This window comes from Kitasatospora sp. NPDC097643, assembly GCF_040302625.1.
Classification (GTDB): domain Bacteria; phylum Actinomycetota; class Actinomycetes; order Streptomycetales; family Streptomycetaceae; genus Kitasatospora.
The window spans coordinates 75418-101245 of record NZ_JBEOSA010000021.1 but is presented as its reverse complement, the minus strand read 5'-3'; the positions used below and the strand labels follow the sequence as shown (position 1 = coordinate 101245).

The window sequence follows — 25828 nt, the reverse complement described above, 5'->3', positions numbered from 1 at the left end:
GGCCCGGAGCCTCCGGCTGGGTCTCAGCCGGCGCAGGACGGCAGCGCGGAGGTCTGCCCGGAGCGGATCTGCTCCAGCGACTTCAGCGCGCCGTCCAGCGTGTCCGTCCTGATCAGGGTCAGCCCGGACGGGATGTTCTTGGTCGCCTCGGCGCAGTTCGAGGACGGGGTGAAGAAGTACTCGGCGCCGGCGTCCCGGGCCGCGATCAGCTTCATCGATATCCCGCCGATCGGGCCGACCTTGCCGTCGTCGTCGATGGTGCCGGTGCCGGCCACGAACTTCCCGCCGGTGAGGTCGCCGCCGGGGGTCAGCTTGTCGATGATGCCGAGCGAGAACATCAGCCCGGCGCTCGGGCCGCCGATGTCCTGCAAGCCGATGTCGATCTGGAACGGGTAGGTGTGCCGGATCGTGGTGCCGATGCCGACCACCGCGAGGTCCGCCCGCTCGGCCGGGGCCTTCGGGTCGAGGTCCCGGACCCGCACGGTCGGGACGGTGACGTCGGTCTTCGCCCCGGCGCCGCCCGCGGAGTCCTTGACCCGCGGCACGACGGTGAAGACCACCGGCTCGCCCGGCTTGTGCTTGGTGACGCCCGCGGCCACCTGCTCGGTGGTGGTCACCGCGGCGCCGTCGACGGCGACGATCTGGTCGCCCGCGTGCAGCCGGCCCTCGGCCGGGGCGCCGGCCGTGACCGACTTGATCACCAGCTCGCTGCCGATCGGGATGCCCAGCTGGTTGAGCGCCGCGGTGCGGGCGCTGTCCTCGGAGGAGGCGAACTCCTCGGCGTTCTGCTTCTTGGCGTCGGCGTCCGTCTGCCCCTTCGGGTAGACGTTGTCGTGCGGCACCACCATCACGTCGTCGCGCAGCCAGCCGACCACCGCGTTGACCAGGCTGGGCTCGTACTTGGCCCCGGTGACCTGGACGGTCGTCATGTTGAGGTGCCCGGTGGTCGGGTACGACTCGTGCCCGGTGATGGTGATCACCGGCTTGCCCGCCTGACTGCCGAGCGTGTTGTACGTCGGCCCCGGGCTCATCTCCGTGTACGGCACCTTGGTCAGCACCGACACGCAAAGCAGCGCTATGAGCAGCAGGGTGGCAGCGAGCATCGTCGCGGAGCGGCGTGGCATGCCTTGACAGTACGGGACGCGGGTGACGCGGCGCCCCCCGGGCTACCGGCCGGAGCCCTCACCGGGGGCCGCGGTGCCGGCGGTGGTGCGTTCCATCGCGGCCATGAAACGCCGGTGTTCGGCGAGAGAGGCCGGGTCCCCCGTCGCCTTCGGGGCCCGCTGGGCCCACCCCGCCCACACCGTGGCGAGCAGGACGGCGACAACCGGAATGATCAACCAGGCGAGCGCAGCCATGTCAGTACTCCCAGCTCGTCGTGTCTATGAGCAGATTAACCACTCCGGCGGACAACGTGATCAGCGCCGTCCGGGTTACGGGAGGGCCGATCGGCTCACTGCCAGGGAGTATTCGGCGCAGCGTCCCGGACCCGTTCGAGTGAGGGCCCGGCGCGCCTGACCGGACCGACACGCTTCGTGTGCGGCCGACTGCTCTTCGTGCACGACTCGCCGCGCGTCCGGCCCGACCGGGCCGCGCGGCGCGCGGGTCAGCAGCCGCCGGCGCCGACCCACTCCTCCTCGCCGTCGGTGAAGACCTGGTGCTTCCAGATCGGCACCTGGTGCTTGAGGTCGTCGATCAGCCGGCGGGCGGCGGCGAAGGCCTCACCGCGGTGGGCGCAGGAGACCGCGACGATCACGGCCTTGTCGGTGATCTCCAGCCGGCCGATCCGGTGCACCGCGGCGAGCGCCCGGACCGGGAAGTCCGCGACGATCTTCTCGGCGATCCGGCGCATCTCCTGCTCGGCGGTGGGATGGCAGCTGTACTCCAGCGCGGTGACCGACTTGCCGCCGTCGTGGTCACGGACCGTCCCGACGAAGACGGTCGTACCGCCGGCCGCGTCGTCGCCGACCGCCTCGTACACCTCGTCCAGCGAGAGCGGGGTGTCACGGATGGCGAGCAGGCGGATGGGGTCGTGGTTCTCGGACATGACCCCATGATTCCCCATCCCGGGCGGTTTCGGGCAGGGGCTTCCGCATCACGATTGCGAAATTTCGCATCGCGAGAAAAGCGTGGTCGCGGGGTGCTGCGCGGGCCGGCCGCTCAGAACCTGCGCCGCTTGCGGGCCCGACGCACCAGCGCCGCCGTACCCACCAGCGCCACCGTCGCCCCGGCCGCCCCCAGACTCGTCGCGGCCTCCTTGCCGCCCAGCCGGCGCCCCGCCACCGCGTGCTTGCCCGCCACCTGGTTCAGCAGCTCCGCCAGCACCTGCTCGTTGGTGTGCGCCGGACGCCAGCCCGCCTCGTGCAGCCGGCTGCCGGACACCACCCACGGATACATCGTGTACGCGAGGTCCCCCGCCGGGGCCGGCGTCAGCCCCAGCCGGTGCAACCGGGCCGCCGTACCGAGCGCCAACGCCGCCGGCAGCTCCATCCGCCGGATCCCCGACAGCCGCTCCACGTCCTCCTGCTCCAGCCAGCCGTCACAGCCGACCGTCACCTCGCCCTCGACCAGGCCCAGCGCCGCGTACTCCAGCGCCGCCGCCAGGTCGTCCACATGACAGAACTGCCAGCACGGACGAGAACCGGCCACCACCAGCAGCCGCGGCGCCTCGAAGTGCCGGGTCAGCACCGTGTCCACCCCGGGGCCCACCACCACCGCCGGGCGCAGCACCGTCACCTGCAACCCCGGGTGGGCCCGCGGGGCCCGGCGGGCCAGCCGCTCGATCTCCAGCAGGTCCCCGACCAGCGAGGCCTCCTCGGTCGCCCGCAGCTCCGAGTCCTCCGCCAGCGGCACCTCGTTGTCGGCCAGCGCCCCGTAGACCATCGCCGAGGTGCAGAGCACCACCCGGTGCACCCCGGCCGCCGCGGCCGCCGTCAGCACCGTCTGCGCGCCGCGCACGTTGTAGGCGCTGCGGGCCCGCGGATCCGACTCCATGCCGAAGTCCATCGCCAGGTGCACCACCACGTCCACGCCGGCCAGCCGCTCGGCCACCGCCGGATCCCGCACGTCCAGCACCCGCCACTGCACGCCGGGCACGTCACCGCGCCGGTCGTCCACCGCCAGCACCTTCTTCACGTGCGGCGAGGCCACCAACCGGGCCGCGACCCGCTCGCCCAGCACGCCCGCGGCCCCGGTCACGGCCACGGTCAGCGGCCGCCCGCCGTAGGCTGGAGGCGGCGACGCCGTGGTGTCCGGGTCGTCCTCTCCTGCGGTCAGCCCAGAGCGAACGTCCGAAGGCGGGGAACTCACCGGCCATCCTCCACGGTTAGCTTATGTGCGTACGTACGCGTGTCACGTACGTCCATCCTGCCCGAGGCGAAGGCCCGGCGGTGCACCCGGCGCGGGCCTGCCGCGCGGGAGCCGCCCACGAGCCCCCACTCCGCTGGTGCCCCGGGCGCAGTTGTTCCCGCCACACCCGTATGACGGCCGACCGGATCGAGGACCCCGTGAGCGACCTTCCCTTCGGATTCGGCGTTCCGCCCGAGGAGCCCGAGGACGGCAAGGCCAAGCCCGACGACGAGCAGAAGAAGAAGGACCAGGGCGCCGGCGGCTCCGGCCCGCAGCCGTTCGGCTTCGGCGGCGGCAACCCCTTCGGCGCGCTGTTCGGCATGCCCGGCGCACCCGGCGCCCCGGGCGGCCCCGGCGCCGACAACCCCTTCGCCGCGATGTTCGGCGGCCTCGACCCCAACGACCTCGGCGCCGCCTTCCAGCAGCTCGGGCAGATGCTCTCCTTCGAGGGCGGCCCGGTGAACTGGGACCTCGCCAAGAACATCGCCCGCCAGAGCGTCGTCGCCGAACCCGCCGAGGGCAAGAGCAAGGACCGCTCGGTCAGCGCCGCCGAACGCTCCGCCGTCGCCGAGGCCGTCCGCCTCGCCGACCTGTGGCTGGACGGCGCCACCGAGTTCCCCTCCGGCGCCGGCACCGCCGTCGCCTGGAGCCGCGCCGAATGGATCGAGGCCACCCTCCCGGTCTGGAAGGACCTCGTCGACCCGGTCGCCGAGCGGGTCGGCAACGCCATGGGCGGCGTCCTGCCCGAGGAGATGCAGGCCATGGCCGGCCCGCTGATGGGCATGATGCGCTCCATGGGCGGCGCCATGTTCGGCACCCAGATCGGCCAGGCCCTCGGCGCGCTCGCCGCCGAGGTCGTCGGCTCCACCGACGTCGGCCTGCCGCTGGCCCCGGCCGGCAAGGCCGCACTGCTGCCGCAGAACGTCGCCGAGTTCGGCGAGGGCCTCAGCGTCCCCGCCGACGAGGTCCGCCTCTACCTGGCCCTGCGCGAAGCCGCCCACCAGCGGCTCTTCGCCCACGTGCCGTGGCTGCGCGCCCACCTGCTGGGCGCCGTCGAGGCCTACGCGCGCGGCATCAAGGTCGACACCACGCGCATGGAGGAACTCGTCGGCCAGCTCGACCCGAGCAACCCCGAGGCGCTCCAGGAGGCCCTGGCCGGCGGACTGCTCCAGCCCGAGGACACCCCCGAGCAGAAGGCCGCGCTCGCCCGCCTGGAGACCGCGCTCGCGCTGGTCGAGGGCTGGGTCGACGCCGTCGTGCACGCCGCCGCCGAACCGCACCTGCCGCAGGCCGGCGCGCTGCGCGAGACCGTCCGCCGCCGCCGCGCGGCCGGCGGGCCCGCCGAGCAGACCTTCGCCACCCTGGTCGGCCTGGAGCTGCGCCCGCGCCGGCTGCGCGACGCCGCCCGGCTGTGGGCACTGCTCGCCGACGCGCGCGGCATCGAGGGCCGCGACGCCCTCTGGCAGCACCCGGACATGCTGCCCACCGCCGCCGACCTGGACGACCCGGACGCCTTCGTGCACCGCGGCACCGCCGGCGACCTGGAGGGCGGCATCGACTTCGACGCCCTCGACAAGCTGCTCGGCGAAGCCGCCGCGGGCGGCACCGGCCCCGACCTGACGAAGCACGACGACGACACCGACGGGAAGGGCGAACCCACCGCATGACGGTCACCGACACGGGGGCGTCCGCCCTGCACGCGGACGCCGTCCGCACCCTGACCCGGTGGCACCCCGCCGAGGAGGACCAGGAGCAGCTGCGGCACGACTACCTCCAGCACCTCGCCGAACAGCCCGAGGGCCTGTACCGGTCCTGCCTGCCCGCCCACATCACCGCGAGCGCGGCGGTCGTCGACCCGGCGGCCGGGCGGGTGCTGCTCACCCTGCACCCCAAGGTCGGCATGTGGCTGCAGATGGGCGGCCACTGCGAGCCCGGCGACCGGGACCTCGCCTCGGCCGCGCTGCGCGAGGCCGTCGAGGAGTCCGGCATCCCGGACCTCACCCTGCTGACGGTCGACGGCGTCCCGGTACCGGCCAAGCTGGACCGCCACCTGGTCCGCTGCGCCGGCAAGGACCGGCCGGAGAACACCCACCTGGACGTCCAGTACATCGCCGTGGCACCGGCGGGCGCGCAGGCCCTGATCAGCGAGGAGTCGCTGGACCTGCGCTGGTTCGACTACGACCACCTCCCGGAGCTCACCGACCACTCGGTGCGGGACCTGGTGGACCGGGCACGGCGACTGACCGCCTGAGGTGCGACACGAAGAGGGGGCGCGGGCCTGATCGGCCCGCGCCCCCTCTTCTGCCTCTGCGTCCTCAGCCGCAGGAGCCGGCCGGCTCCGGCCCCTGCCCGCCGTGCCGGGCACCCGGAATGTGCGGGAGCCGGGCGGCGGAAACCACGCCCTCCAGGTAGCCGCGGGCCCGCTCGGTGCGCGGATAGGCCTCCAGCAGCGCCCAGAACGCGGGGCCGTGGTCCGGCACCAGCAGGTGCGCGAGCTCGTGCAGCAGCACGTAGTCCAGGACGTACTCCGGCATGCCCTGAAGGCGGTGGGAGAGCCGGATCGTCCCCTCGCTGGGGGTGCAGGAGCCCCAGCGCGAGTTCTGGTTGGTGACCCAGCGGACCTGGGCGGGCCGGGCGCGATCACCCAGGTAGGCGGCCGACAGCTCACGGGCCCGGGCCATCAGCGCGTCGTCCCCGGGGATCCGGCGGCTCTCCTGCGCGGCGAGCTTCTCCAGCATCTGGGCGACCCAGCGCTGCTCCTCGGCGTGCGACATCCGGGCCGGGATCAGCACGATGGTGCGGTCGCCCTCGCGGTACGCGGAGACGGTGCGGCTGCGGCGGGCGCTGCGGCGGACCTCCACGCGACTGCGGTCGTGCGGCTCCGCCGGCGCGGCCCCACCGGGCGGGTGCTGGGGCGTCGCGGGCCTCGGCGGCTGGTTCTGGTCCGGGCGCCCACGCGTGCTCGGCGCCGCCACTTGCGACCCGGACGCTGCACGGGCACGCCGACGCGACGCCGATGGATGGGAGTCCCGCTCGGCTGCCATGGCACACGACGTTACCCGCTACCACGGACAGAAGTCCGCTGCCGTGGCCGAAATCTTTCGTGGAGTGATCGGGAACGAAAAGTCGACGACGGGTGTCCGGAAACCGACATCGGGGCGGCGCGGCAGTTATCCACAGGGCCTGCGAACAGATGATGTGATCATGGGCACGGGCCTGTGGATAACTCTGCGCACGCCACCCGGCCGATGGGGCATGCTGCCGTCAGCCGTCCGGAAACCATCGGAAGGGAGAACGCCGTGCGCCTCCTGCTGAAGCCCGCCCTGTCCCGCAGCTGGCGGGACTCCGAAACCCTGCAACTCGGGACCATCACCCGCTACGCCGGAGTGCTCGACCAGGCCGACAAGACCCTGTGCGATTTCCTCGGGCTGGTCGACGGCACCAGAGACCGGCCCGCCCTCCTGGAGGCCGGCGAGCGGATCGGGCTCGGCCGCGAACCCGCCGACGCGCTGCTGACCGAACTGGAGGAGACCGGGCTGCTGGACGACGCCGAGTCGACCGACGCGGCGCTGGCCCGCTTCCCCGAGCCGCACCGGAAACTCCTCGGCCCGGACCTCGCCTCGCTCTCCCTGGTCCACTCCGGCCCCGGCGCCGCCCCGGCCGTCCTGGCCCGGCGGGCCGACGCCCGGATCGAGGTCCGCGGCGCCGGGCGGGTCGGGGCGGCGGTGGCGGCGGTACTCGCCGCCGGCGGGGCAGGGGCGGTCTCGGTCGCCGACGGCGGGCGGGTCAAAGCCGGGGACTGCTCCCCGGCCGGGCTGCTCCCGGCGGACGTCGGCCGGCTGCGGTCGACGGCCGCCCGGGAGGCGGTCCAGCGCGCGGCGGCCCGGCGCCTGGCGCCCACCGCCCGGCGAAGCGCCGACGATCCGCCACCCGACTTCGTGGTGCTCGCGCCCCGGGACGGCAGCGCGGCGTTCGCCGGCGGGACGTACGAGACCCGGCTGCTGCTCCGGGCCGGGGTGCCGCACCTGTACGTGGGGGTGGTCGAGGAGTTCGGGGTGATCGGGCCGCTGGTGGTACCGGGGGTGTCCGCCTGCGGGCACTGCCTGGTGCTGAGACGTGAGGACGAGGACGCCGCCTGGCCCCGGGTGCTGGCCCAGCTGGCGAACGGAGGCCCGGGGCGGGCACGCACGCCGGCGTGCGACACGGCCCTGGCGACAACGGTGGCGGGGCTGGCGGCGCTCCACGTGCAGGTGTACCTCGACGGCGGGCGACCGCCGAGCGTGGACGGGTGGTGCGAGGTGTCGGCGCGCGACGGTATGCCACGACGCCTGCGGCTACGAGGGCACCCGGATTGCGGCTGCCTGTGGCAGCCACTGTCGCCGGCGTGAGGAGAGGAACGAACGCGACGACCAACGCGGGCTCGGCGGCCGCGAGGCTCGGCAGCCGCCCGGCCAGGTGACGTGCGCGGGTACGGGCAGGCGCCCAGCCCGATGACGCACGCCCGTATGGGCAGGCGCCCAGCCCGATGACGCACGCCCGTATGGGCAGGCGCCCGGCCAGATGAGCCTCTGGCCCGCGCCCTGCCCGGGGCAGGGCGCGGGCAGGGTGGAGAGGAGGTGCCGCCGTTCCGGGGCGTGAGCCGGATCGGGAGCGGGATCGGGAGGTGGGCGGGAGGCGAGGTGGGCGGGAGGGAGGGGGAGGGGGGTGGGCCCCAAGCCCGGGGGAACTGGTTTTCTCGGCCCGGCCCTCCGCCGAGGCGGAGGGCCGGGCCCAAAAGACCACCACCGGACGAGCCTCACCAACCCAACCGCGATGTGACCTACGCCACTCACCCCTGAGCGATGAGTTTCCGACGCGCCCCCGGTCTCCATTCCCGTAAGCCCGAACGAACCGAGCAGAGACACAGGAGCAACTCACATGCGCATCGTGATCAGCGAGTTCATCAGCCTGGACGGCGTCGTGCAGGCCCCGGGCGGCCCGCAGGAGGACACCGACGGCGGATTCGCCCACGGCGGCTGGTCCCACCCCTTCTTCGACCCGGAGACCATCGGCGGCTCCATCAACGAGGCGATGAGCACCACCGACGCCCTGCTGTTCGGCCGCCGCACCTGGCAGACGATGGCCGCCGCCTGGCCCGAGCGCAGCGACGACCCGTTCGCCGAGCAGATGAACTCCATCCGCAAGTACGTCGTCTCCAACACGCTCGGCGAGCCCGACCTGACCTGGGCGAACAGCACCCTCGTCCCCGGCACCGATGTCCTCGACTGGGCCCGTCGGCAGCGCGAGACCGAGGGCGGCGACCTGTCGGTCGTGGGCAGCGCCACCCTCGCGCGCACCCTCCTGAGCGCCGACCTGGTGGACGAGCTGCGCCTGATGGTGATGCCCGTGCTGCTCGGCGGCGGCAAGTCGATCTTCCCGACGGACGGTGTGCAGCGCACGTTCGAGCTGACCTCCACCGTGATCGCGAAGACGGGCGTCCACGTGGCCACCTACCGCCGTGCGGCCCCGGCCAGCGCCTGACCGCCAGCCCCACCCACCCACAACACGGCACAGCGCAGGAAGTCGGCCCGTCCGACTTCCTGCGCACCACCGCCCCAAGCACCCCCACACACCCCGAAGGCCGGTACCCCCAGGGGCACCGGCCTTCTCGGTGGTGTCGCGCTCCCGGCTCAGGCCGCCATTCCCGCGCCCTCGACAGGCTCCGAGCCCGCGCCCGCCTCCGCCTCCGCCTCCGCCTTCCGGTCCCGCATCACCAGCGCGGCCACCAGCGCCGCCGCCAGCACGCCGACCGCGCTGACCGTGAAGGTGGTCGACATCGCCTCGGCGAACGCCTCCCGCGCGGTCCGGACGAGCCCGGCGTCCCCCTTGGCCACCGCCAGCGCCCCGGCGATGGAGTGCTTCGCCTGCTCCGGCATCCCGCCCGGCATCCGACCCGCGAAACCGCTGGACAGCAGCGAGCCGAGGATCGCGATCCCGAGCGCGGTGCCGGCCTGCTGGATGGTGTCGTTCAGCGCCGAGCCGACGCCGGCCTGCTCCGCCGGGATGGTGCCCATCAGCGCGCCCACCGCGGCCGGCATCGCCAGGCCCGCGCCGAGGCCGAGCAACCCGAGCGCGATGGCCGGGGTGGCGAAGCCGCCGTCGGCCGAGACGGTGGCCAGCAGCGCGAACGAGCCGGCCATGACGATCATCCCGGCGAGGACCAGGGCCCGGTTGCCGAGCTTCGCCGCGTACTTGGCGCCGGCCCCGTTGCCGATCAGCGCGGCGATCGCCAGCGGCGTGAACGCGAGCCCGGCCTCGACCGGCGAGTACCCGAGCACGAACTGCAGGTACTGGGTGAGCACCAGCAGCAGGCCGCCGTTGCCGATCTGCACCAGGGTGAGCGACAGCGAGCCCCCGCTGAAGTTGCGCTGCTTGAAGAGCACCAGCGGCACCATCGGCGCGGCGGCGACGTTCTCCCACACCACGAACCCGCCGAGGGCGACGACCGCGACGGCCAGGGTGACCAGCGAGCGCCCGCCGAACGCGCCGTGCTGCGGGATCTCGATGATCCACCAGATCAGGGCGGTCATGCCGATCGCGGACAGCAGCGCGCCGAGCGGGTCGGGCTTCTGCCACGGCCCCTTGGACTCCGGCATCAGCAGCAGGCCCGCGAGGATCGCCAGTGCGACGACGGGGACGTTGATGAAGAAGATCGAGTGCCAGGAGAAGTGGTCGATCAGCACGCCGCCGAGGATCGGACTGCCGACCAGTCCCAGCATCGACACCGAGCCCCAGGCCGCCATGGCCTTACCGCGTTCCTGCTCGTCGAAGACGGTGATCAGGATCGACAGGGTCGAGGGCATGATCAGCGCCCCGCCGACACCCATCGCGACGCGTGCGGCGATCACCTCGCCGGGGTCGGTGCAGAAGGTCGCCGCCAGGGAGGCCGCACCGAAGAGCAGCAGCCCGATGATCATGACCTTGCGGCGCCCGAAGCGGTCCCCGAGGCTGCCCGAGGTGAGCAGCAGGCCCGCGAAGACCAGGACGTAGGAGTCGAGGATCCACTGGGTGTCCTGGGCGCTCGCGCCGAGGTCCGCGGTCATCGCGGGGACGGCGACGGTGAGCGCCATGCTGTCGACCACGAGGACGAGCGAGCTCAGGCACAGCACGATCAGGATCCACCAGCGGTGCGGGTTGCGACTCTCCGTCGGCTTGTCGACTGTCATGGGAGTTCCCTTCGTCCTGCGCACACCGTTCCCCCGGTGCGCACTCCGCTCCGTCGATGCGAACACTGTACGCATCGCGGAACAGTGTGCGCAATACCGAATCCTGTACGCTGAATGCGAACGGTGTACGCACCCCGCAAAGCGAGCAAGCGAGCAAAGCGAGCAACCCAGCAGAGCGAGCCGAGCGCGCAGAGCGCAGAGCACGCGACGAGGAAGAGGAGCGCCCATGGCCGCCCGAACGAATCCGATCCCCTCCGTCTGGGCCCGCCGCCAGCGCGAGCCCGACCAGCCCTCGCTCAGCCGGGACGGCATCGTCCGCGAGGCGATCGTCATGCTGGACGCCGAGGGCATCGAGGCCCTGAGCATGCGCAAGCTCGCCACCCGCCTGAACGCGGGCGCCACCTCCCTCTACCGCCACGTGGCGACCAAGGACGAGCTGATGGAGCTCGCGGTGGACGAGGTCTTCGGCGAGATCACCCTCCCGCCCGCCGACCGCCCCGACTGGCGTGCCGCCGCCACCGAGGCCGCCCAGGCCTTCCGGGCGACGGCGCTGCGCCACCCCTGGCTGTCGTCCGTCCTGGGCCAGGCCGGGCTCGCCTACCTGGGCCCCAACCTGATGTCCTACGGCGAGCGGCTGACTGCCTTCTTCACCGCCGCCGGCTTCCCCGAGCCGGTCCGGGCGATCGACACCCTGATCTCCTACGTCGTCGGCATGAGCACCACGGAGGCGGCCTGGCTCACCACCGTCGCCCGGTCCGGTGAGACGGAGGCCGCCTTCATCGCCCGGCTGATGCCCGCCGCCCAGGAGGCCACCGCAGGCTTCGAGCACCTCGCCGACGCCTACGCGGTCGCCGCCGCGGACCCCGACCCGGCCGCCGCCCGCGACACCAAGTTCGCCTACGGCCTGGAGGTGGTCCTGGACGGCCTCGCCCTGCGGCTGCCCCGCTGACCGGACGCCCCGCACCGGCCACGGCCACCAACGCCCCCGGTTCGGAGCCCAGTTGCGCCCGCGCGGCCGAACCAGGCGGCCCGACTCCCCCGCGAAGGGACGCCCGGCACGGCACTCACCTGCCCGCCCGGGGAAATACCGGCGGGCCAGTGGCGGGGACCGGGCACAATGGCGTAGTGATGGTGGGCCGTCCGGTGTCGGGGGGCCAGGGGAATGGAGGCCCGGGTGAGCGATCTTCCGCGCAAGGCAGTGACCCGCACGGCACGGCTCGCCGCCCTGCCGCTGGGGATAGCCGGCCGCGCCACGCTCGGGCTGGGCAAGCGCATCGGCGGCCGGTCCGCCGAGGTGGTGACGGCCGAGCTCCAGCAGGCCACCGCGGACCAGCTCTTCAAGGTCCTGGGTGAACTCAAGGGCGGGGCGATGAAGTTCGGGCAGGTGCTGTCCGTCTTCGAGGCCGCGCTGCCCGAGGAGGTCGCCGGGCCGTACCGGGCCGCGCTGACCAAGTTGCAGGACGCCGCTCCCCCGATGCCCGCCGCCAAGGTGCACACCGCGCTCGCCCAGCGGCTCGGGGACGGCTGGCGCGAGCTGTTCCGGGAGTTCGACGACCGGCCGGCCGCGGCCGCCTCGATCGGGCAGGTGCACAAGGCGGTCTGGCACGACGGGCGCCAGGTCGCGGTCAAGGTGCAGTACCCGGGCGCGGGCGACGCGCTGCTCGCGGACCTCTCGCAGCTGAGCCGGGTCGCCTGGCTGCTGGGCCCGCTGATCCCGGGGCTGGACATCAAGCCGCTGATCACCGAGCTGCGCGAGCGGGTGTCGGAGGAGCTGGACTACGAGCTGGAGGCGCAGGCGCAGCGTCGGCACGCCGAGGAGTTCGCGGGCGATCCGGACATCGTGGTGCCGGGCGTGGTGGCGCAGGCCGACCAGGTGCTGGTCACCGAGTGGATGGACGGCACCCCGCTGGCCGAGGTGATCGCGCGGGGCACCCAGGAGGAGCGGGACCGCGCCGGGCAACTGCTGGCCCGGTTCCTGTTCGCGGGACCGTCCCGGACGGGTCTGCTGCACGCGGACCCGCACCCGGGCAACTTCCGGTTGCTGAAGGACGGGGGTCCGGCCGCGGGCTGGCGGCTGGGGGTGCTGGACTTCGGCACGGTGGACCGGCTGCCGGGCGGGCTGCCCGAGCCGATCGGGGCGTCGTTGCGGATGGCGCTGGACGGGGACGCGGCGGGTGTGCTGCGGATGCTGCGCGAGGAGGGCTTCGTCAAGCCCTCGATCGAGCTGGATCCGGACGCGGTGCTGGACTACCTGCTGCCGATCATCGAGCCGGCGGCGGTGGACTCCTTCCACTTCACCCGGGCCTGGATGCGGGCGCAGGCGGCCCGGATCGCCGATCCGCGCTCGCCCGCGTACAACCTGGGCAAGCAGCTGAACCTGCCGCCGGCCTACCTGCTGATCCACCGGGTGACGTTGAGCACCATCGGGGTGCTGTGTCAGCTGGGCGCCCAGGCGCCGTTCCGGGCGGAGATGCTGGAGTGGCTGCCCCGGTTCGCCGACGGGTCGTCGGCGAAGCCGGCGGGGGAGAAGAAGGACGGCAAGCCCGCCGGACGCACCCGCAAGAGCTGACCCGAGGGCCGCTCAGGCAGCAACGGCCGCAGGCCGCTCCCCATGACGGGGGGCGGCCTGCGGCACGACGGGGGTGGTACTGCGGGGGCGTGGCCCCCGGGCGCGGCTACATCAGCGCGACGGCGAGCGCCTTGCGGGCCCGCAGCGAGGCGCGCTCGGCCCGCTGCCGCAGCCTGCGGGCCCGGACGATCCGGGTGACGAGGCGTTGGTGTTCGGCCTCGTGCAGGCGCTCTTGCATATGGGCACGGGCCAGGGATTCGTGGAGGAGTTGCATCTCGAGGGTCCTGTTCTGGATCTGACGTTCAGTGGTCTGCTCGGCGCGGACGGTCGGGTCGATGGCGGCGGCGGTCATGTGGTGGTCCTGCTCGTGGTGCGTGCTCGGGAAGTGGACGGTGCGGGCTGCGTCGGTCTTGGCGGCGGCGATCCGGACGGATCGGCGCAGGGAACTGTCCAGCGGGGGCTGCTCTCCCCGGCGGACGACCGTGGCTCCGGCGGGGTTCACGCCATGACCTCGGTCTTGCGCGGGCGGCCACGCGGCCGCTTGCGGGCCACGACGACACCCTGGACGAAGAGCTCGCCACCCCAGACGCCCCACGGCTCGCGCCGCTCGAGGGCACCGGCCAGGCAGGCCTCCTTGACCGGGCAGGTGCCGCAGAGGGACTTCGCGTACTCGACGTCGGCGGGCGTCTCGGCGAAGAAGACCTCGGGGTCGAAGGCGCGGCAGGGGATGGGGAGACCGAGAGCCTCGGCCTGCTCGATCGAGCTGAGCTGCATGGAAGGAACCTCCGGGGGGTCGGCCTGGTCGGCCTTGGTGATCTGGCTTGTCTGCGGTACGGACGGGATGGGCGGTGTGATGACCGTGGACACTGTTGGCGTCTTCCTCGTCTTCTCAGTGGTTCCGGCCCAGGTGACCGGTGGGTCTGGGCCGGAGGCCCCGGGGGGCCTGGGTGGTCTTGCGTACCGGACAAAACAGAAGGGCCGCGGATCCCGGTGTGACGGGTTCCGCGGCCCTGGAGGTGCCGACCTGAGGCTTACTCAGGTTCGTTCTCTCCAGGGTTCAGGCCCGCGGAAGGCCCGCATCCGGATGGCCTTGGCGCCGATGAAGGCGGCCGTGGCCTGCTTGATCTGCTGCTCGTTCTGCTTCTGGGGGCTTCCGGCACCGATGACCCGCGCATAGCCGCCATGCATGGCGGCGGCTACAGCTGCCTTCGGTGCCTGGGTCGGTCGCTCGTCGCGCAGGGAGCGCGGCGTGCCGAACGACGCCCAGTCGCCGGACAGACCGGTCTCGACACTGGTGCCTTCGACTCCCCTGCCGCCCGCGACGCACAGATCCGCGAGGAGCAGATCGGCGGCACGCAGATCAGTGTGTCCAAGACCACTGACAGCGGAGGCGACGGAGACACCGGTGGCGTCGAGACCCAGACCGGTTCCACCGAGCTCGGCGAACGCCCGCAGGCGGGCGGCACGCAGGGAGGCGGCAACAACGGTCCGGCCGGTCACTTTGGTGATCATGTTGGTTCCCACTGTCTTCGCCTCCTCTCGGCGTCTCGCGGAGTCGGGTTCCCCTGACTCCGAATGTTCGGATGTCTGTCTCGGTACTGCAGGTGAAGCAGGCACAGCTGTGTGGGGCAGGAGGACATGGCACAGGTGTCACCCCGTGCGATCGCGTCCCCTTGACCGCTCCGGCAGGCTATTGCGCTCCCGGTATGCCGCGCAAACTATTTTTCCCGGCGAGTTTCCGGGCGGGTTCGGCGGCCTCGGACGAGTGCCGCGAGCAGTCTCCTGGACCGCGCCCGGACCGGCTCACGCCGGATCGACCGGCTCGCCGTCCTCGACGCCGTCCGGATCCTCCTCGGGCTCCTCCCCCGCACACAACGAGAGCACGGCGGCCCCGTACTTGTCCAGCTTCATGGCACCGACCCCCGAGATCACGGCCAGTTCCTGGCGGCTGGCGGGCACGTCCTCGGCGATCGCCATGAGCGTCGCGTCGGTGAACACCACGTAGGCGGGTGCGCCCTGCTTCCTGGCCTGCCGGGCCCGCCAGTCGCGCAGCCGCTCGTACAGCGCCTCGTCCATCGTGGACGGGCAGGTCTCGCAGCGGCGCAGCTTGCGCTCGACGGCCTCGGTGAGCGCCTTGTCGCAGACCCGGCACTTGACCGGGCCGCGGACCCGGCGCCCGGCGGCGCGTTCGCCGGGCTCGACGCCCCCGCGCCCGCCGCGCCCGCCGGTGCGTGCGCCGGGGGCGCTGGAGCCGGGGCGCAGCCCGTCCAGGAAGCGGCTGGGCCGGCGGCCGGCCCGGCCGCCCGGGGAGCGGGCGAGGGCCCAGGAGAGGGAGAGGTGTTTGCGGGCGCGGGTGACGCCGACGTAGAGGAGGCGGCGTTCCTCCTCGATCTGTTCGTCGGTCTTGGCGTAGATGATCGGCAGGGTGCCCTCGGTCAGGCCGACGAGGTAGACGGCGTCCCATTCGAGGCCCTTGGCGGCGTGCAGCGAGGCGAGGGTGACGCCTTCGACGGCGGGGGCGTGCTGGGCGGCGGCGCGGGCGTCGAGTTCGGCGACGTAGGCGGCGAGGTCGGTGCGCTGCCCGTCGGCGGCGCGGGTGCGTTCGAGTTCCTCGGCCAGCCGGACGAGGGCGGCGAGGGACTCCCAGCGGTCGCGGACGGCGCCGGAGCCGGCCGGGGGTTCGGCGGTGAAGCCGCGGGTGGCGAGGACGGCGCGGACCTGTCCGGCGAGGTCGGGGGCGCCGTCGGTGAGCGGGTCGTCGGCGGCGCGGGCGGCGCCGCGCAGCAGGACGCCGGCGTCGCGGACCTCGGGGCGTTCGAAGAACCGTTCGGCGCCCTTGAGCTGGTAGGGGACGCCGAGGTCGGCGAGGGCCTGCTCGTAGACCTCGGACTGGCCGTTGGTGCGGAAGAGGACGGCGATCTCGCTGGCGCGGGCGCCGGTGGCGAGGAGGTCCTTGATCCGGCGGGCGGTGGTCTCGGCCTCGGTGGGTTCGTCCTCGTACTCGGTGTAGACCGGTTCGGGGCCGGCCTCGCGCTGGGAGACGAGTTCGAGGCGGTGTCGGGCGGCCTCGCCGCGGGCCTGGGCGAGCAGTCCGTTGGCAAGGTGGACGACCTGCGGGGTGGAGCGGTAGTCGCGCACGAGCCTGACGACGGTGGCCTCGGGGTGGCGGCTGCGGAAGTTGAGCAGGTAGTCGGGGGTGGCGCCGGTGAAGGAGTAGATGGTCTGGCTGGCGTCGCCGACGACGCACAGGCTGGTGCCGCCGCCGGGGCCGGTCCACTGGTCGAGGAGGCGCTGCTGGAGCGGGGAGACGTCCTGGTACTCGTCGACGGTGAAGTGCCGGTACTGGGCGCGGACCTGGTCGGCGATGTCGGGGCGGTCCTCCAGGATGGCGGCGGTGAGCAGCAGGACGTCCTCGAAGTCGATGACGCCGCGGCGGCTCTTGGTCTCCTCGTAGACGCGGTAGACCTGGGCGGTCTCGGCGGGGTCGCGGGGGGCTTCGCGGCCGGACTTGGTGACGGCGGCGGGGTAGTCGTCGGGGCCGAGCTGGGTGACCTTGGCCCATTCGATCTCGGCGGTGAGGTCGCGCAGTTCGGTGCGCTGGACGCGCAGGCCGCAGCGGCCGGCGGCTTCGGCGACGAGTTGGACCTTGCGTTCGAGGAGCTGGGGGACGGGGCCGCCGACGGCGCGGGGCCAGAAGTACTGGAGCTGGCGCAGGGCGGCGGCGTGGAAGGTGCGGGCCTGGACGCCGTCGGCGCCGAGCTGGCGCAGGCGGCCGCGCATCTCGCCGGCGGCGCGGGCGGTGAAGGTGACGGCGAGGACCTGCTGGGGCTGGTAGACGCCGCTGCGCACGCCGTAGGCGATCCGGTGGGTGATGGCGCGGGTCTTGCCCGTGCCGGCGCCGGCGAGGACGCAGACGGGCCCGTGCAGGGCGGTGGCGACGGCGCGCTGCTCGGGGTCGAGCCCGGCGAGCACGGCGTCGGGGCCGGAGGCCGCGCGGTGGCCGGCGTCGTACGGGATGCCGCTCAAGAGGTCTTCCTGCATGCGTTCCATCCTCTCAGCCCGGTGGGACAACCCGGGCGGGGTTGTCCACAGGCCCGGTGTGATCGGAGGATGTTCGCTGCGCGACCGGGCGTGCGGCGCCGCCCGCGCGCCGGGTGGGCGCGGAATGCCCCGTGCGGGGCGCGTGTTCTCCCCGGAGTCCGCACGCCCCTCGTTCCCGAAGGAGTCCCCTCGATGTCCGGCAGCGTCACGATGTACAGCACGACCTGGTGTGGTTACTGCAGCCGTCTGAAGAGCCAGCTGGAGCGTGAAGGCATCGGCTACACCGAGATCAACATCGAGGAGGACCCGGCGTCGGCGTCCTTCGTCGAGTCGGTGAACGACGGCAACCAGACGGTGCCGACGGTGCTGGTGACGCCGGTGGGCGGCGGCGAGCAGGTCGTGATGACCAACCCGAGCCTGCTGCAGGTGAAGAAGGCCCTGGCGGCCTGATCCGAACCGACCCGGTCCGGCTCCGGCCTGGTCCGAAGCGGGCCTGATCCGGCTCCGGCCCGGGCCGGCGCGCGTCAGGGCGCGTCGGCCCGGGCCGGTTCCGTCCTGGCGGAGCCGGGGTCGACGGGCCCGGCGGGCGCGGGCAGGGTGGCACGCGCGCCGAGGTCGCCGACGCCGTAGACGAGCCGGCTGCGGTCGGCGGAGTAGCGGGTCTCGATGACCCGGACGGGCCCGCGCCGGTCGTAGGTGACCCGGGTCTGGACCATCAGCGGCACGCCCGGGCCGCCCTGGAACCACTGGGCCTCCTCCGGTCCGGGCATCCGGGCCACCAGGTGGTCGACGGCGCCGATCTCGGTGCGGCCGAGCGCGGCGAGGACGACCTCGTCGCCGCCCTCGACGGGGTCGGGTTCCATCAGCGGGGTGCCGGCGGCGAGCCCGGCCCGGTAGTGGCTCTCCTCGATGGAGTAGGGCTCGCGGTCGAGCAGCCGCAGCTGGCGGCGGACCACGATGGCCTCGCCGGGGCGCAGTCCGAGCCGTTCGGCGATGTCCACCCGGGCCCGGACGATCATCATCTCGAAGTCGGTGGTGAGTTCGCGGCCGGCTTCGGCGGCCTCGCCGAGGTAGACGGCGGAGGGCACGGCCAGGCAGTCGCGCGGCGCGGCCGGGTGGTCGCGGGGCGCGGGCGGCGGGGTGGGGCCGTAGGCGCGGTGGTCCAGGACGGGGTGTTCGCGGAGGTAGGTGCCCTTGCCCTGGAGGCGGACCAGCCGGCCTTCGTTGACGAGGACGTCGACGGCGAGCCGGACGGTGTTGCGCGCGACTCCGTACTGGCGCTCCAGTTCGCTCTCGACCGGCAGGGCGGCGTCGGCGGTGAACTCGCCCTCGGCGATCCGGCGGCGCAGGTCGGCGGCGAGGCGCTGGTATTTGGGGGATTGGGCGGTGCCCCGGGGGATTGTCACCCGAGTGAATGTAGCGAGCGCGGTGACGCGGTTTCAGCCGTTTCCGGCAATGTCGTCCACGTGGGTTGACGGCGTGGACGCGGCGGGCCGCAGCGGTAGCAGAACTGGCCCGTGTGGCCACGAACATCCGGTCGTGAGCACTCCGGAAGGGGATTGCAAAAGCAATTAGGGGCGCGCGACATAAGCCACGCGCCCCCAAAAGCGGACGCAATGGCCGGGGGCACCGGCCCCCGCCATTGTGCCGAATTACCGGCGGGCCGCCTACCAGCGCGCCGCCGACGGCAGCGGTTCGCCGTACCAGAGCTCGACCAGGTGGCGCGCGATCGAGATGCCGGACGGCGGCAGGATCTCGCCCGCCTCCATCCCGGCCCTCAGCTCCTCGCGGGAGAACCAGCGCGCCTCGGCCAGCTCCTCGCCGTCCACGGTGATCGAGGTGCCGTCCGGCAGCGCCCGGCCGGTGAAGCCGAGCATCAGGCTGGACGGGAACGGCCAGGGCTGGCTGGCGACGTACTGCACCTCGCCGACCCGGACCCCGGCCTCCTCGTGCACCTCGCGGACCACCGCCTGCTCGATCGACTCCCCCGGCTCGACGAAGCCGGCCAGGGTGGACCAGCGGCCCTCCGGCCACAGCGCCTGACGGCCGAGCAGGCAGCGGTCCTGCTCGTCGGTGATCACCATGATCACCGCCGGGTCGGTGCGCGGGTAGTGCTCGGCCGCGCAGGAGGTGCAGCGCCGCACGTGCCCGGCGCCGGCCTTCTCGGTCGGGTGCCCGCAGCGCGAGCAGAAGCTGTGCAGCCGGTGCCAGTGCTCCAGCGCGACGGCGTGCACCAGCAGCCCGGCGTCCCGGTCCGACAGCAGTGCGCCGACCTCGCGCAGCCCGGCCGGCCGGGCGTCGCCGTCCAGCCGACCCGGCAGGCTCTCACCGGCCAGCGCGAAGTACGAGACGCCGTCCTCGTCGGTGCCGAGGAAGTACCGGTCCCCGGTCTGCGGCGCCTCGAACGAGGGCAGCAGCACGAGTTCGGTGCCCTGCGCGGTGTCGACGACGAACGCCTCGCCGCCGGCGATCGGCAGCACCCGGGTGGCCGGGTGGCTCCAGGCCGCCGCCAGCCAGGGCTCGTCGAACCGGTGCTGGGCCGCCCGGTCCACCCCGGCCCGGGCCAGTGCCAGGTGCAGTGGGCGTTCGGTCTCAGGCACGGTGCTCACTTCGTTCCATCCCCACGTGATGAATCATCCGGATGAGTGATCTGACTGCCATGGTGTGACCGGGAACGGGTCACGCGCCGGGCCGGAAGTTCTCGGCCAGGTCGGCCCACAGGTACGCGGCGGTCTCCACGCCCTTGGCCAGCAGGTCCAGTTCGACCTTCTCGTTGACCGAGTGCCAGCCGTCCGAGGGCACCGAGACGCCGAGGAACAGCACCGGCGCGCCGAGCACGTCCTGGAGGTCGGCGGCGGGGCCGGAGCCGCCCTCGCGGGTGAAGAGGATCTTCTGCTCGAACGCCCGCTCCATCGCCCGCACGGTGGAGCGCAGCGCCGGGTGGTCCAGCGGGGTCAGGCAGGGCCGGGTCGCCCCGGGGAAGGCCAGCTCGAACCGGACGCCCTCGGGCACCCGCGCGGTCACCCAGGCCCGGACGGCCTCGCGGACCTTCTCCACCTCCTGCCCGGCGACCAGCCGGAAGGACAGCTTGAGGTGGGCCGAGGACGGCACGATGGTCTTGCCGCCGGGGCCGGTGTAGCCGCCCCAGATGCCGTTGACCTCGGCGGTCGGCCGGGCCCAGACCCGCTCCAGGGTGGAGTAGCCGGCCTCGCCCCGGGTGCCGTGGGACTTGGCGACCTTCAGCCACTGCTCCTCGTCGAAGGGCAGTTCGGCGAAGAGCGCGCGCTCCTGCTCGGTCAGTTCGATCACGCCGTCGTAGAAGCCCGGGATGGCGACCTTGCGGTCGGCGTCGTGCAGGCCGGCCGCCAGCTCGGCCGCGACCGCGGCCGGGTTGGGGACGGCGCCGCCGAAGGATCCGGAGTGGACGTCGTTGTCCGGCCCGTACAGGTCGATCTCGGCGTCGGCCAGGCCGCGCATGCCGGTGCAGACGGTCGGCGTGGTCGCGGACCACATGCCGGTATCGGAGATGACCACCACGTCGGCGGCCAGCCGGGCGGCCTCGCGCCGGACCAGGTCGGCGAAGTGCGGCGAGCCGGACTCCTCCTCGCCCTCGACCAGCAGCTTGAGGTTGACGGCGGGGGCGGTGCGGCCGGTGGCGTCCAGGTGGGCGCGCACCCCGAGGGTGTGGAAGAACACCTGGCCCTTGTCGTCGGCCGCGCCGCGGGCGAACAGCCGCCCGTCGACCACGGTCGGGGTGAACGGCTCGGTGTCCCAGCCGTCCTCCTTGGCGGCGGGCTGCACGTCGTGGTGCCCGTAGACCAGGACGGTCGGCGCGGACGGGTCCCCGGACGGCCACTCGGCGAACACCGCGGGCAGCCCGTCGGTCTCCCACACCTCGGCCACCGGGAAGCCCGTCGCGCGCAGCTTGGCGGTCAGCCACTCGGCGGAGCGCCGCACGTCGCCGGCGCGGTCGGGGTCGGCGGAGACCGAGGGGATGGCCAGCCATTCGGCGAGGTCGGCCAGGAAGTCGGCCTGGTGCCGGTCGATGTAGGAGCGGACGACGCTGTCCGGGGTTCTCGTCATACCGACGACTGTAGTTCGCCCGTGTGGGTGCCCGCCCCGGCGGTCCGGCTGCCGGTCGCCCCGGGGGCTGTAACCTCCGTCACCCCGACGCCACGGGCGGGCGATCGGGGTGACGGAGGGCACATGCGGGCTCGGCCGCCGGGGCGCGGGCCGCTCAGCCGGTGGTGCGCAGCAGCGGGATCCGCGAGCGGGTGAGCAGCGCGGCCAGGCCCGCCGCGAGCAGCGGCAGGACGATCACGGTCGCGGCGATCGTGGGCCACGGGAACACCACGGCGGACTTGCTCGCGATCTCCGCGGCGCTCATCCCGGGGAAGGCGCTCTCCGCGCCCTGGACCTTGCGCAGCGCCACGGCCGGGACGATCCCGCAGACCACGCCGAGCAGGCTGCCCATGCCGGCGATGACTCCGCACTGGAAGCCGGAGAGGGTGCGCCGGATCCGGGGTTCGGCACCGACCGCGGCGAGGGTGGTGAGGTCGCGCTGGGAGTCGGCGGCGGCGAGTCCGGTGGCGATGCCGGCGGCGCCGAGGGCGACGAGGCCGGCGAAGACGGTCAGGCCGAGGCCGACCAGGCCCCCCTTGGACTGGTAGCCGCGTTCGATCCTGAGCACCGTGTGTTCGGTGATCTTGGCGAGGGCGCCGCTGGTCTTCTGCTCGGCGCCGTCGGTGGGGGCGGCGTCGGGCAGCCAGACCGAGCCGGCCGGGGCGGTGGTGAGGCCGAGTCGGCTCGCGGTCTGCGGGCTGAGCACGGCCTGGCCGACGGCGGGGATCCCGGCGGGCGCCAGGACGGCGTCGACGGTGATCTCGGTGCGGACGGGCTTGCCCTGGGCGCGGCCGTCGGCGCCGAAGGTCATCGGCTCGTTGAGTTCGAGGACGAGTTTGCCGTCCTTGACGTAGCGCGGGTCGAAGACGACGGCCTTGCCGGCGGCGAGGGCCTGCCCGGCCGCCGGGTCGGTGACGCCGTAGAGGTTGTGCAGCAGGGTGGCGTCGCCGGCGGTGAGGTCGCCGAAGTGGCTGCCGCGCCGGTCGCTGTGGCAGCGGGGGTCGCTGCTCAGGATCCCGTCGATCTCGTCGGAGGTGTGGTGGGTGTCGTCCCCGTAGAGGGGGCAGCGCAGGTCCTTGGGCAGTTCGACGCGGACGTAGCCGCAGTCGCCGCCGGAGGAGCAGTCCTTGTAGCCGACCCGCTGGACGTCGGCGCGCGGGCCGAGGGCGGGCAGGTTGCGTTCGACCGCGTCGCGCATCTGCGGCAGCAGCTTGTCGTCGGAGCCGCCGAGGAAGCCGCCGCCGCCGAGGATGACGGCGCCGGAGGGCCCGGCGGCGACGTACTCGCGTTCGTACTGCGCGTCGTAGCTGGCGAGGTAGACGCCGACGGCGACGGAGCCGGCGACGGCGGCCATCACGGCGGCGACGGCGGGCGCGGTGCGGCCGCGGTGGCGGACGGAGTCGCGCAGGGCGAACCGGGGGCCGAGCGGGAGCCCGCGGCCGAGCTTGCCGAACAGGCCGACCAGGTAGGGCGTCAGGGCGACCATGCCGAGTTCGGCGACGGCGGAGCCGCCGAGGACGGCCAGGCTGCGGTTGCCGAAGCCGCGGGTGGAGCCGAGCAGGGCGAGCGCGGAGCCGCCGGCGAGCATCAGCAGGCCGAGGACGGCGAGCCGGCGGCTCGGCGGCTTGAGCGAGTCGCGGCCGGTGAGCGCGGCGACGACGTCCTGGCGGGAGGCCTGGACGGCCGGGACGACCGCCGCGAGCAGGCCGGTGACCAGGCCGACCAGGAGCACGCCGGCCAGGTCGAGCGGCTGGAGGTCGAAGTGGCCGAAGCGCTTGCCGGCGTACTCCTCGGCCTGGGTGCGCAGCAGGGCGACCAGGCCGACGCCGAGGCCGAGGCCGACGGCGGCGCCGGTGACGCCGAGGACGATGCCGCCGCCGAGGACGACCGCGCGCACGTGGGCGCGGTCACCGCCGCCGGCGGCGAGCAGGCCGAGCTGCCGCCGGGAGCGCCGTGCCCCGACGGCGAAGGCGGGGCCCGCGAGGAGGACGATCTCCAGCAGGGCCATGCCGACGACGGTGGCGAGGATGACGACGGAGGTGCGGTTGAAGTAGGAGCCGCCGCCCGCGGTGCGCTGGTCCTGCTCGACGTAGTAGGGCACGTCGGCGCGGGCCGGCGGGTCGAGCAGGACGGCGCGGGAGGTGGTGGCGAAGCCGTAGCCGTTGAGCTCCTGGACCTTGGCCCAGTCGAGGCCGGTGCCGGCGGGCAGGGTGACCAGCCAGCGGGTGGGCGCGGTGTCGGGGCCGTCGAGGCGGTTGGCGCGGTTGCCGGTGGCCTGGTGGAAGCGCTGGATCAGGGTGCCGGGCCGGGCGATGAGTTCGACGGCGCTCAGTTCGCCGGGGTACTCGACGACGCCGGTGATGGTGAAGGGGGTGGACTCCAGGCCGCGGACGGCGGTGCGGTCGCCGAGCTTGAGGCCGGAGCGGGCGAGGAGTTCCCGGGTGACGGCGGCCTCGTCGTCCTTGGCGGGGGCGCGGCCGGAGGTCAGGTTGACCCGGCCGTGCCAGATCGGGTCGGTCAGGTCGGCCTCGGAGGTCTGGCTGCTGAGCAGGCCCTCGACGGTGCTGACGGCGGTGTAGGGGCCCTGCCGTTCGGGGGTCAGGGTGGTGCCCGGCGGGAGCAGTTGCCGGGCCAGTTCGGCGGGTTCGGTGTCGAGGCTGCGGCGCTGGGCGGGGGTGTACTGGGGGTTGGGGTTGCGCTTGCCGTGGCTGTCGGGTTCGTCCGGGCTCTTGGTGCGCGTGCCCTGGTCGGGGTCGGGCGCCTGGAGGACGGTGGCGCCGCGTTCGAGCATCTGCAGTTCGCCGTCGGCCTGGCCCATGACGCGCACGACCCGCTCGGCGGGGTCGAGTTCGGCGCTGCGGAAGACCACGTCGGCGCCGGTGACGCCGAGGACGGGCAGCGCGACCATGGCGATGACGAGGGCGCTGCGTCCCTTGGCGCGCAGGGCGTCGCGGCGGGCGATGCGCAGGGCGACCCGCCAGGCGCCGGGCTTCACTCGCCCTCCTTGATGCTGTTGGTGGCGGCGCTGACGAGCAGGCTGGCGGCGTTCTGGCTGGAGCTCTCGTCGACCATGCGGCCGTCGCGCAGGAAGACCACGCGGTCGGCCCAGGCGGCGTGCCGGGCCTCGTGGGTGACCATCATGGCGGCGGCGCCGGCGTCGCAGCGGGCGCGCAGGACGGCGAGGACGGCCTCGCCGGTGGTGGAGTCGAGGGCGCCGGTGGGCTCGTCGGCGAGGACGAGGCGGCGGTCGCCGATCAGGGCGCGGGCGATGGCGACGCGCTGCTGCTGGCCGCCGGACATGTCGTCGGGGAAGCGGTCGGCGAGTTCGGGGATGCCGAGTTCCTCCAGGGCGGCGAGCGCCTCGCGGCGGGCGGCCCGGGCGGAGAGGCCGTCGAGTTCGCGGGGCAGCGAGATGTTCTCGGCGGCGGTGAGGGCCGGGATCAGGTTGTAGTCCTGGAAGACGTAGCCGATGGAGCGGCGGCGGACCTGGGCGAGCTTCTTGCGGCTGAGGCCGCCGAGGGCGACGCCTTCGACGAGGACCTGGCCGCCGGTCGGGCTGTCCAGGCCGCCGGCGAGGGTGAGCAGGGTCGACTTGCCGGAGCCCGAGGGCCCCATGACGGCGACGAACTCGCCGGGGTGGACCATCAGGTCGACGCCGTTGAGGGCCCGCACCTCGGCGGCGCCCTGTCCGTGGACGCGGGTGACGTTCTCCAGGTGCAGCACCGGTGTCTGCCGGATCGGGTCGGTGTTGGACACGATTCCCCCCTTGCTGTTCCGGGCCCGGGTGGGTGTCCGGGCCGGTGGTTCGGTGGCGGCCGTCGGGCCGCCGGGTTCAGGTGCGTGAGCGGCGGCGGCCGAAGCGGGCGGGTTTGGGCTCGGTGGCGCTCGCGGTGCCGGTGGCGCTCGCGGCGTCGGCGGCGCGGGCCTGTTCGATCTCGGCCTGCTGGGCGAGCCGGGTCTCGCAGTGGTCGAGCCAGCGGATCTCGGCCTCGGTCTGGAAGATCAGCTGTTCGAGGACGAGCAGCCAGGCGAGGTCCGCGCCCGGGGACCGCGCGGCGCCGGGCGCGGATTCGCCGGCCAGTGCGCGGCCCTTGAGCCGGGTGTAGTCCTGGAGCGCCTTGATGCTGTGCCGGCGCTGGCCCTGGACGACGGCGGTGACGTCCACCCCGGGGACGGTCACCGCCATGGCGAGCTTGATCGCGAGTTCGTCGCGCGGCGGGTTGGTCCGGGGCACCGGGGTGTCGAACCAGGCCCGCAGCTCGGTCCGGCCGGCCTCGGTGGCGGCGTAGAACTGGTGCCCCTCCTCGTCCTCCCCGGCGGGCTCGACCAGGCCGTCCCGCTCCAGCCGGGAGAGCGTGGTGTAGACCTGCCCGACGTTGAGCGGCCAGGTGGCGCCGGTGCGCGCCTCGAACTCGGTGCGCAGCTGGTAGCCGTAGCGCGGGCCCTGGTCGAGCAGGGCGAGCAATCCGTGACGGATGGACATACCGAGTATGTATACCCGGTATGCCCCGCGCGCTCAAGCGGCACCCCCTCCCCCGCGACC

General features: G+C 73.6%; 23 protein-coding genes. 7 read left to right on the top strand and 16 right to left on the bottom strand.

Annotated elements, in window-relative coordinates:
- Positions 1 to 23: 23 nt before the first annotated feature.
- The 4 genes from ABTY15_RS16320 to ABTY15_RS16305 form a co-directional block, all read right to left on the bottom strand.
- Positions 24 to 1124: a YlbL family protein gene (locus tag ABTY15_RS16320; protein ID WP_350587500.1), complete on the bottom strand. Its 1101-nt coding sequence runs from the start codon at positions 1122 to 1124 to the stop codon at positions 24 to 26.
- A gap of 42 nt (positions 1125 to 1166) precedes the next feature.
- On the bottom strand, positions 1167 to 1358 hold the full coding sequence (locus tag ABTY15_RS16315; RefSeq protein WP_350587499.1) for a hypothetical protein: 192 nt from the start codon (positions 1356 to 1358) through the stop codon (positions 1167 to 1169).
- 248 nt (positions 1359 to 1606) lie between these two features.
- Positions 1607 to 2047: a molybdenum cofactor biosynthesis protein MoaE gene (locus ABTY15_RS16310; RefSeq protein ID WP_350587498.1), complete on the bottom strand. Its 441-nt coding sequence runs from the start codon at positions 2045 to 2047 to the stop codon at positions 1607 to 1609.
- 113 nt (positions 2048 to 2160) lie between these two features.
- Positions 2161 to 3309: an NAD-dependent epimerase/dehydratase family protein gene (locus ABTY15_RS16305; protein ID WP_502893511.1), complete on the bottom strand. Its 1149-nt coding sequence runs from the start codon at positions 3307 to 3309 to the stop codon at positions 2161 to 2163.
- Between the two features lie 197 nt (positions 3310 to 3506).
- Here ABTY15_RS16305 and ABTY15_RS16300 point away from each other — a divergent pair, with 197 nt between their 5' ends.
- Positions 3507 to 5015 carry a zinc-dependent metalloprotease gene (locus ABTY15_RS16300; protein ID WP_350587497.1) on the top strand — a complete coding sequence of 503 codons (1509 nt, stop codon included), beginning with the start codon at positions 3507 to 3509 and terminating at the stop codon, positions 5013 to 5015.
- On the top strand, positions 5012 to 5599 hold the full coding sequence (locus tag ABTY15_RS16295) for an NUDIX hydrolase (RefSeq protein WP_350587495.1): 588 nt from the start codon (positions 5012 to 5014) through the stop codon (positions 5597 to 5599). Before ABTY15_RS16300 ends, ABTY15_RS16295 begins: the two co-directional genes overlap by 4 nt.
- Positions 5600 to 5663: 64 nt before the next feature.
- Here ABTY15_RS16295 and ABTY15_RS16290 read toward each other — a convergent pair whose 3' ends face one another.
- Complete coding sequence (locus tag ABTY15_RS16290; RefSeq protein WP_502893510.1) at positions 5664 to 6323, bottom strand: M48 metallopeptidase family protein; 660 nt, start codon at positions 6321 to 6323, stop codon at positions 5664 to 5666.
- 324 nt (positions 6324 to 6647) lie between these two features.
- Between ABTY15_RS16290 and ABTY15_RS16285 the strand changes: the two genes are divergently transcribed.
- Both ABTY15_RS16285 and ABTY15_RS16280 read left to right on the top strand, forming a co-directional pair.
- Positions 6648 to 7736 carry a TOMM precursor leader peptide-binding protein gene (locus tag ABTY15_RS16285; RefSeq protein ID WP_350587493.1) on the top strand — a complete coding sequence of 363 codons (1089 nt, stop codon included), beginning with the start codon at positions 6648 to 6650 and terminating at the stop codon, positions 7734 to 7736.
- 529 nt (positions 7737 to 8265) lie between these two features.
- Complete coding sequence (locus ABTY15_RS16280; RefSeq protein ID WP_350587492.1) at positions 8266 to 8868, top strand: dihydrofolate reductase family protein; 603 nt, start codon at positions 8266 to 8268, stop codon at positions 8866 to 8868.
- Between the two features lie 149 nt (positions 8869 to 9017).
- Here ABTY15_RS16280 and ABTY15_RS16275 read toward each other — a convergent pair whose 3' ends face one another.
- Positions 9018 to 10553, bottom strand: a complete 1536-nt coding sequence (locus ABTY15_RS16275; protein ID WP_350587491.1) for an MFS transporter — start codon at positions 10551 to 10553, stop codon at positions 9018 to 9020.
- Between the two features lie 226 nt (positions 10554 to 10779).
- On the opposite strand from ABTY15_RS16275, the gene ABTY15_RS16270 reads away from it, so the two are divergent.
- Complete coding sequence (locus ABTY15_RS16270) at positions 10780 to 11502, top strand: TetR/AcrR family transcriptional regulator (protein WP_350587490.1); 723 nt, start codon at positions 10780 to 10782, stop codon at positions 11500 to 11502.
- Between the two features lie 225 nt (positions 11503 to 11727).
- Complete coding sequence (locus ABTY15_RS16265; RefSeq protein ID WP_350587489.1) at positions 11728 to 13122, top strand: ABC1 kinase family protein; 1395 nt, start codon at positions 11728 to 11730, stop codon at positions 13120 to 13122.
- Between the two features lie 106 nt (positions 13123 to 13228).
- Here the strand turns inward: ABTY15_RS16265 and ABTY15_RS16260 are convergent, their stop codons facing one another.
- The 4 genes from ABTY15_RS16260 to ABTY15_RS16245 form a co-directional block, all read right to left on the bottom strand.
- On the bottom strand, positions 13229 to 13546 hold the full coding sequence (locus ABTY15_RS16260; RefSeq protein WP_502893515.1) for a putative WhiB-interacting protein: 318 nt from the start codon (positions 13544 to 13546) through the stop codon (positions 13229 to 13231).
- Positions 13547 to 13620: 74 nt separating this feature from the next.
- Positions 13621 to 13989, bottom strand: a complete 369-nt coding sequence (locus tag ABTY15_RS16255; RefSeq protein WP_502893509.1) for a WhiB family transcriptional regulator — start codon at positions 13987 to 13989, stop codon at positions 13621 to 13623.
- Between the two features lie 168 nt (positions 13990 to 14157).
- Positions 14158 to 14646 (bottom strand): hypothetical protein, encoded by a 489-nt coding sequence (locus ABTY15_RS16250; RefSeq protein WP_350587487.1) that lies wholly within the window; start codon positions 14644 to 14646, stop codon positions 14158 to 14160.
- Positions 14647 to 14925: 279 nt separating this feature from the next.
- The gene (locus ABTY15_RS16245; protein ID WP_350587538.1) at positions 14926 to 17094 is read right to left on the bottom strand and encodes an ATP-dependent DNA helicase UvrD2; all 2169 of its coding nucleotides are present in this window, start codon (positions 17092 to 17094) and stop codon (positions 14926 to 14928) included.
- A gap of 261 nt (positions 17095 to 17355) precedes the next feature.
- Between ABTY15_RS16245 and ABTY15_RS16240 the strand changes: the two genes are divergently transcribed.
- A complete protein-coding gene (locus tag ABTY15_RS16240) occupies positions 17356 to 17613 on the top strand; it encodes a mycoredoxin (RefSeq protein ID WP_350587486.1) in 258 nt (85 codons plus the stop codon).
- 74 nt (positions 17614 to 17687) lie between these two features.
- Here the strand turns inward: ABTY15_RS16240 and ABTY15_RS16235 are convergent, their stop codons facing one another.
- The 6 genes from ABTY15_RS16235 to ABTY15_RS16210 all read right to left on the bottom strand — a co-directional run bounded on the left by ABTY15_RS16235 (position 17688) and on the right by ABTY15_RS16210 (position 25768).
- Positions 17688 to 18569, bottom strand: a complete 882-nt coding sequence (locus ABTY15_RS16235; protein WP_350587485.1) for a GntR family transcriptional regulator — start codon at positions 18567 to 18569, stop codon at positions 17688 to 17690.
- A gap of 261 nt (positions 18570 to 18830) precedes the next feature.
- Positions 18831 to 19772 carry an NAD(+) diphosphatase gene (gene nudC / locus ABTY15_RS16230; protein WP_350587484.1) on the bottom strand — a complete coding sequence of 314 codons (942 nt, stop codon included), beginning with the start codon at positions 19770 to 19772 and terminating at the stop codon, positions 18831 to 18833.
- A gap of 70 nt (positions 19773 to 19842) precedes the next feature.
- Positions 19843 to 21246, bottom strand: a complete 1404-nt coding sequence (locus ABTY15_RS16225; protein ID WP_350587483.1) for a dipeptidase — start codon at positions 21244 to 21246, stop codon at positions 19843 to 19845.
- A gap of 154 nt (positions 21247 to 21400) precedes the next feature.
- Positions 21401 to 24280 (bottom strand): FtsX-like permease family protein, encoded by a 2880-nt coding sequence (locus ABTY15_RS16220; RefSeq protein WP_350587482.1) that lies wholly within the window; start codon positions 24278 to 24280, stop codon positions 21401 to 21403.
- Entirely contained in the window at positions 24277 to 25041 is a 765-nt protein-coding gene (locus ABTY15_RS16215; protein WP_350587481.1) for an ABC transporter ATP-binding protein, read from the bottom strand. The genes ABTY15_RS16220 and ABTY15_RS16215 overlap by 4 nt, the downstream gene beginning before the upstream one ends.
- Positions 25042 to 25117: 76 nt before the next feature.
- Positions 25118 to 25768 carry a PadR family transcriptional regulator gene (locus ABTY15_RS16210; RefSeq protein WP_350587480.1) on the bottom strand — a complete coding sequence of 217 codons (651 nt, stop codon included), beginning with the start codon at positions 25766 to 25768 and terminating at the stop codon, positions 25118 to 25120.
- Positions 25769 to 25828 lie beyond the last annotated feature (60 nt).

What these genes read in the sequence shown, in the direction of transcription:
- ABTY15_RS16320 (WP_350587500.1), bottom strand. Translation starts at nt 1,124, where the DNA reads ATGCCACGCCGCTCCGCGACGATGCTCGCTGCCACCCTGCTGCTCATA.
- ABTY15_RS16315 (WP_350587499.1), bottom strand. Translation starts at nt 1,358, where the DNA reads ATGGCTGCGCTCGCCTGGTTGATCATTCCGGTTGTCGCCGTCCTGCTC.
- ABTY15_RS16310 (WP_350587498.1), bottom strand. Translation starts at nt 2,047, where the DNA reads ATGTCCGAGAACCACGACCCCATCCGCCTGCTCGCCATCCGTGACACC.
- ABTY15_RS16295 (WP_350587495.1), top strand. Translation starts at nt 5,012, where the DNA reads ATGACGGTCACCGACACGGGGGCGTCCGCCCTGCACGCGGACGCCGTC.
- ABTY15_RS16280 (WP_350587492.1), top strand. Translation starts at nt 8,266, where the DNA reads ATGCGCATCGTGATCAGCGAGTTCATCAGCCTGGACGGCGTCGTGCAG.
- ABTY15_RS16275 (WP_350587491.1), bottom strand. Translation starts at nt 10,553, where the DNA reads ATGACAGTCGACAAGCCGACGGAGAGTCGCAACCCGCACCGCTGGTGG.
- ABTY15_RS16270 (WP_350587490.1), top strand. Translation starts at nt 10,780, where the DNA reads ATGGCCGCCCGAACGAATCCGATCCCCTCCGTCTGGGCCCGCCGCCAG.
- ABTY15_RS16240 (WP_350587486.1), top strand. Translation starts at nt 17,356, where the DNA reads ATGTCCGGCAGCGTCACGATGTACAGCACGACCTGGTGTGGTTACTGC.
- ABTY15_RS16225 (WP_350587483.1), bottom strand. Translation starts at nt 21,246, where the DNA reads ATGACGAGAACCCCGGACAGCGTCGTCCGCTCCTACATCGACCGGCAC.
- ABTY15_RS16210 (WP_350587480.1), bottom strand. Translation starts at nt 25,768, where the DNA reads ATGTCCATCCGTCACGGATTGCTCGCCCTGCTCGACCAGGGCCCGCGC.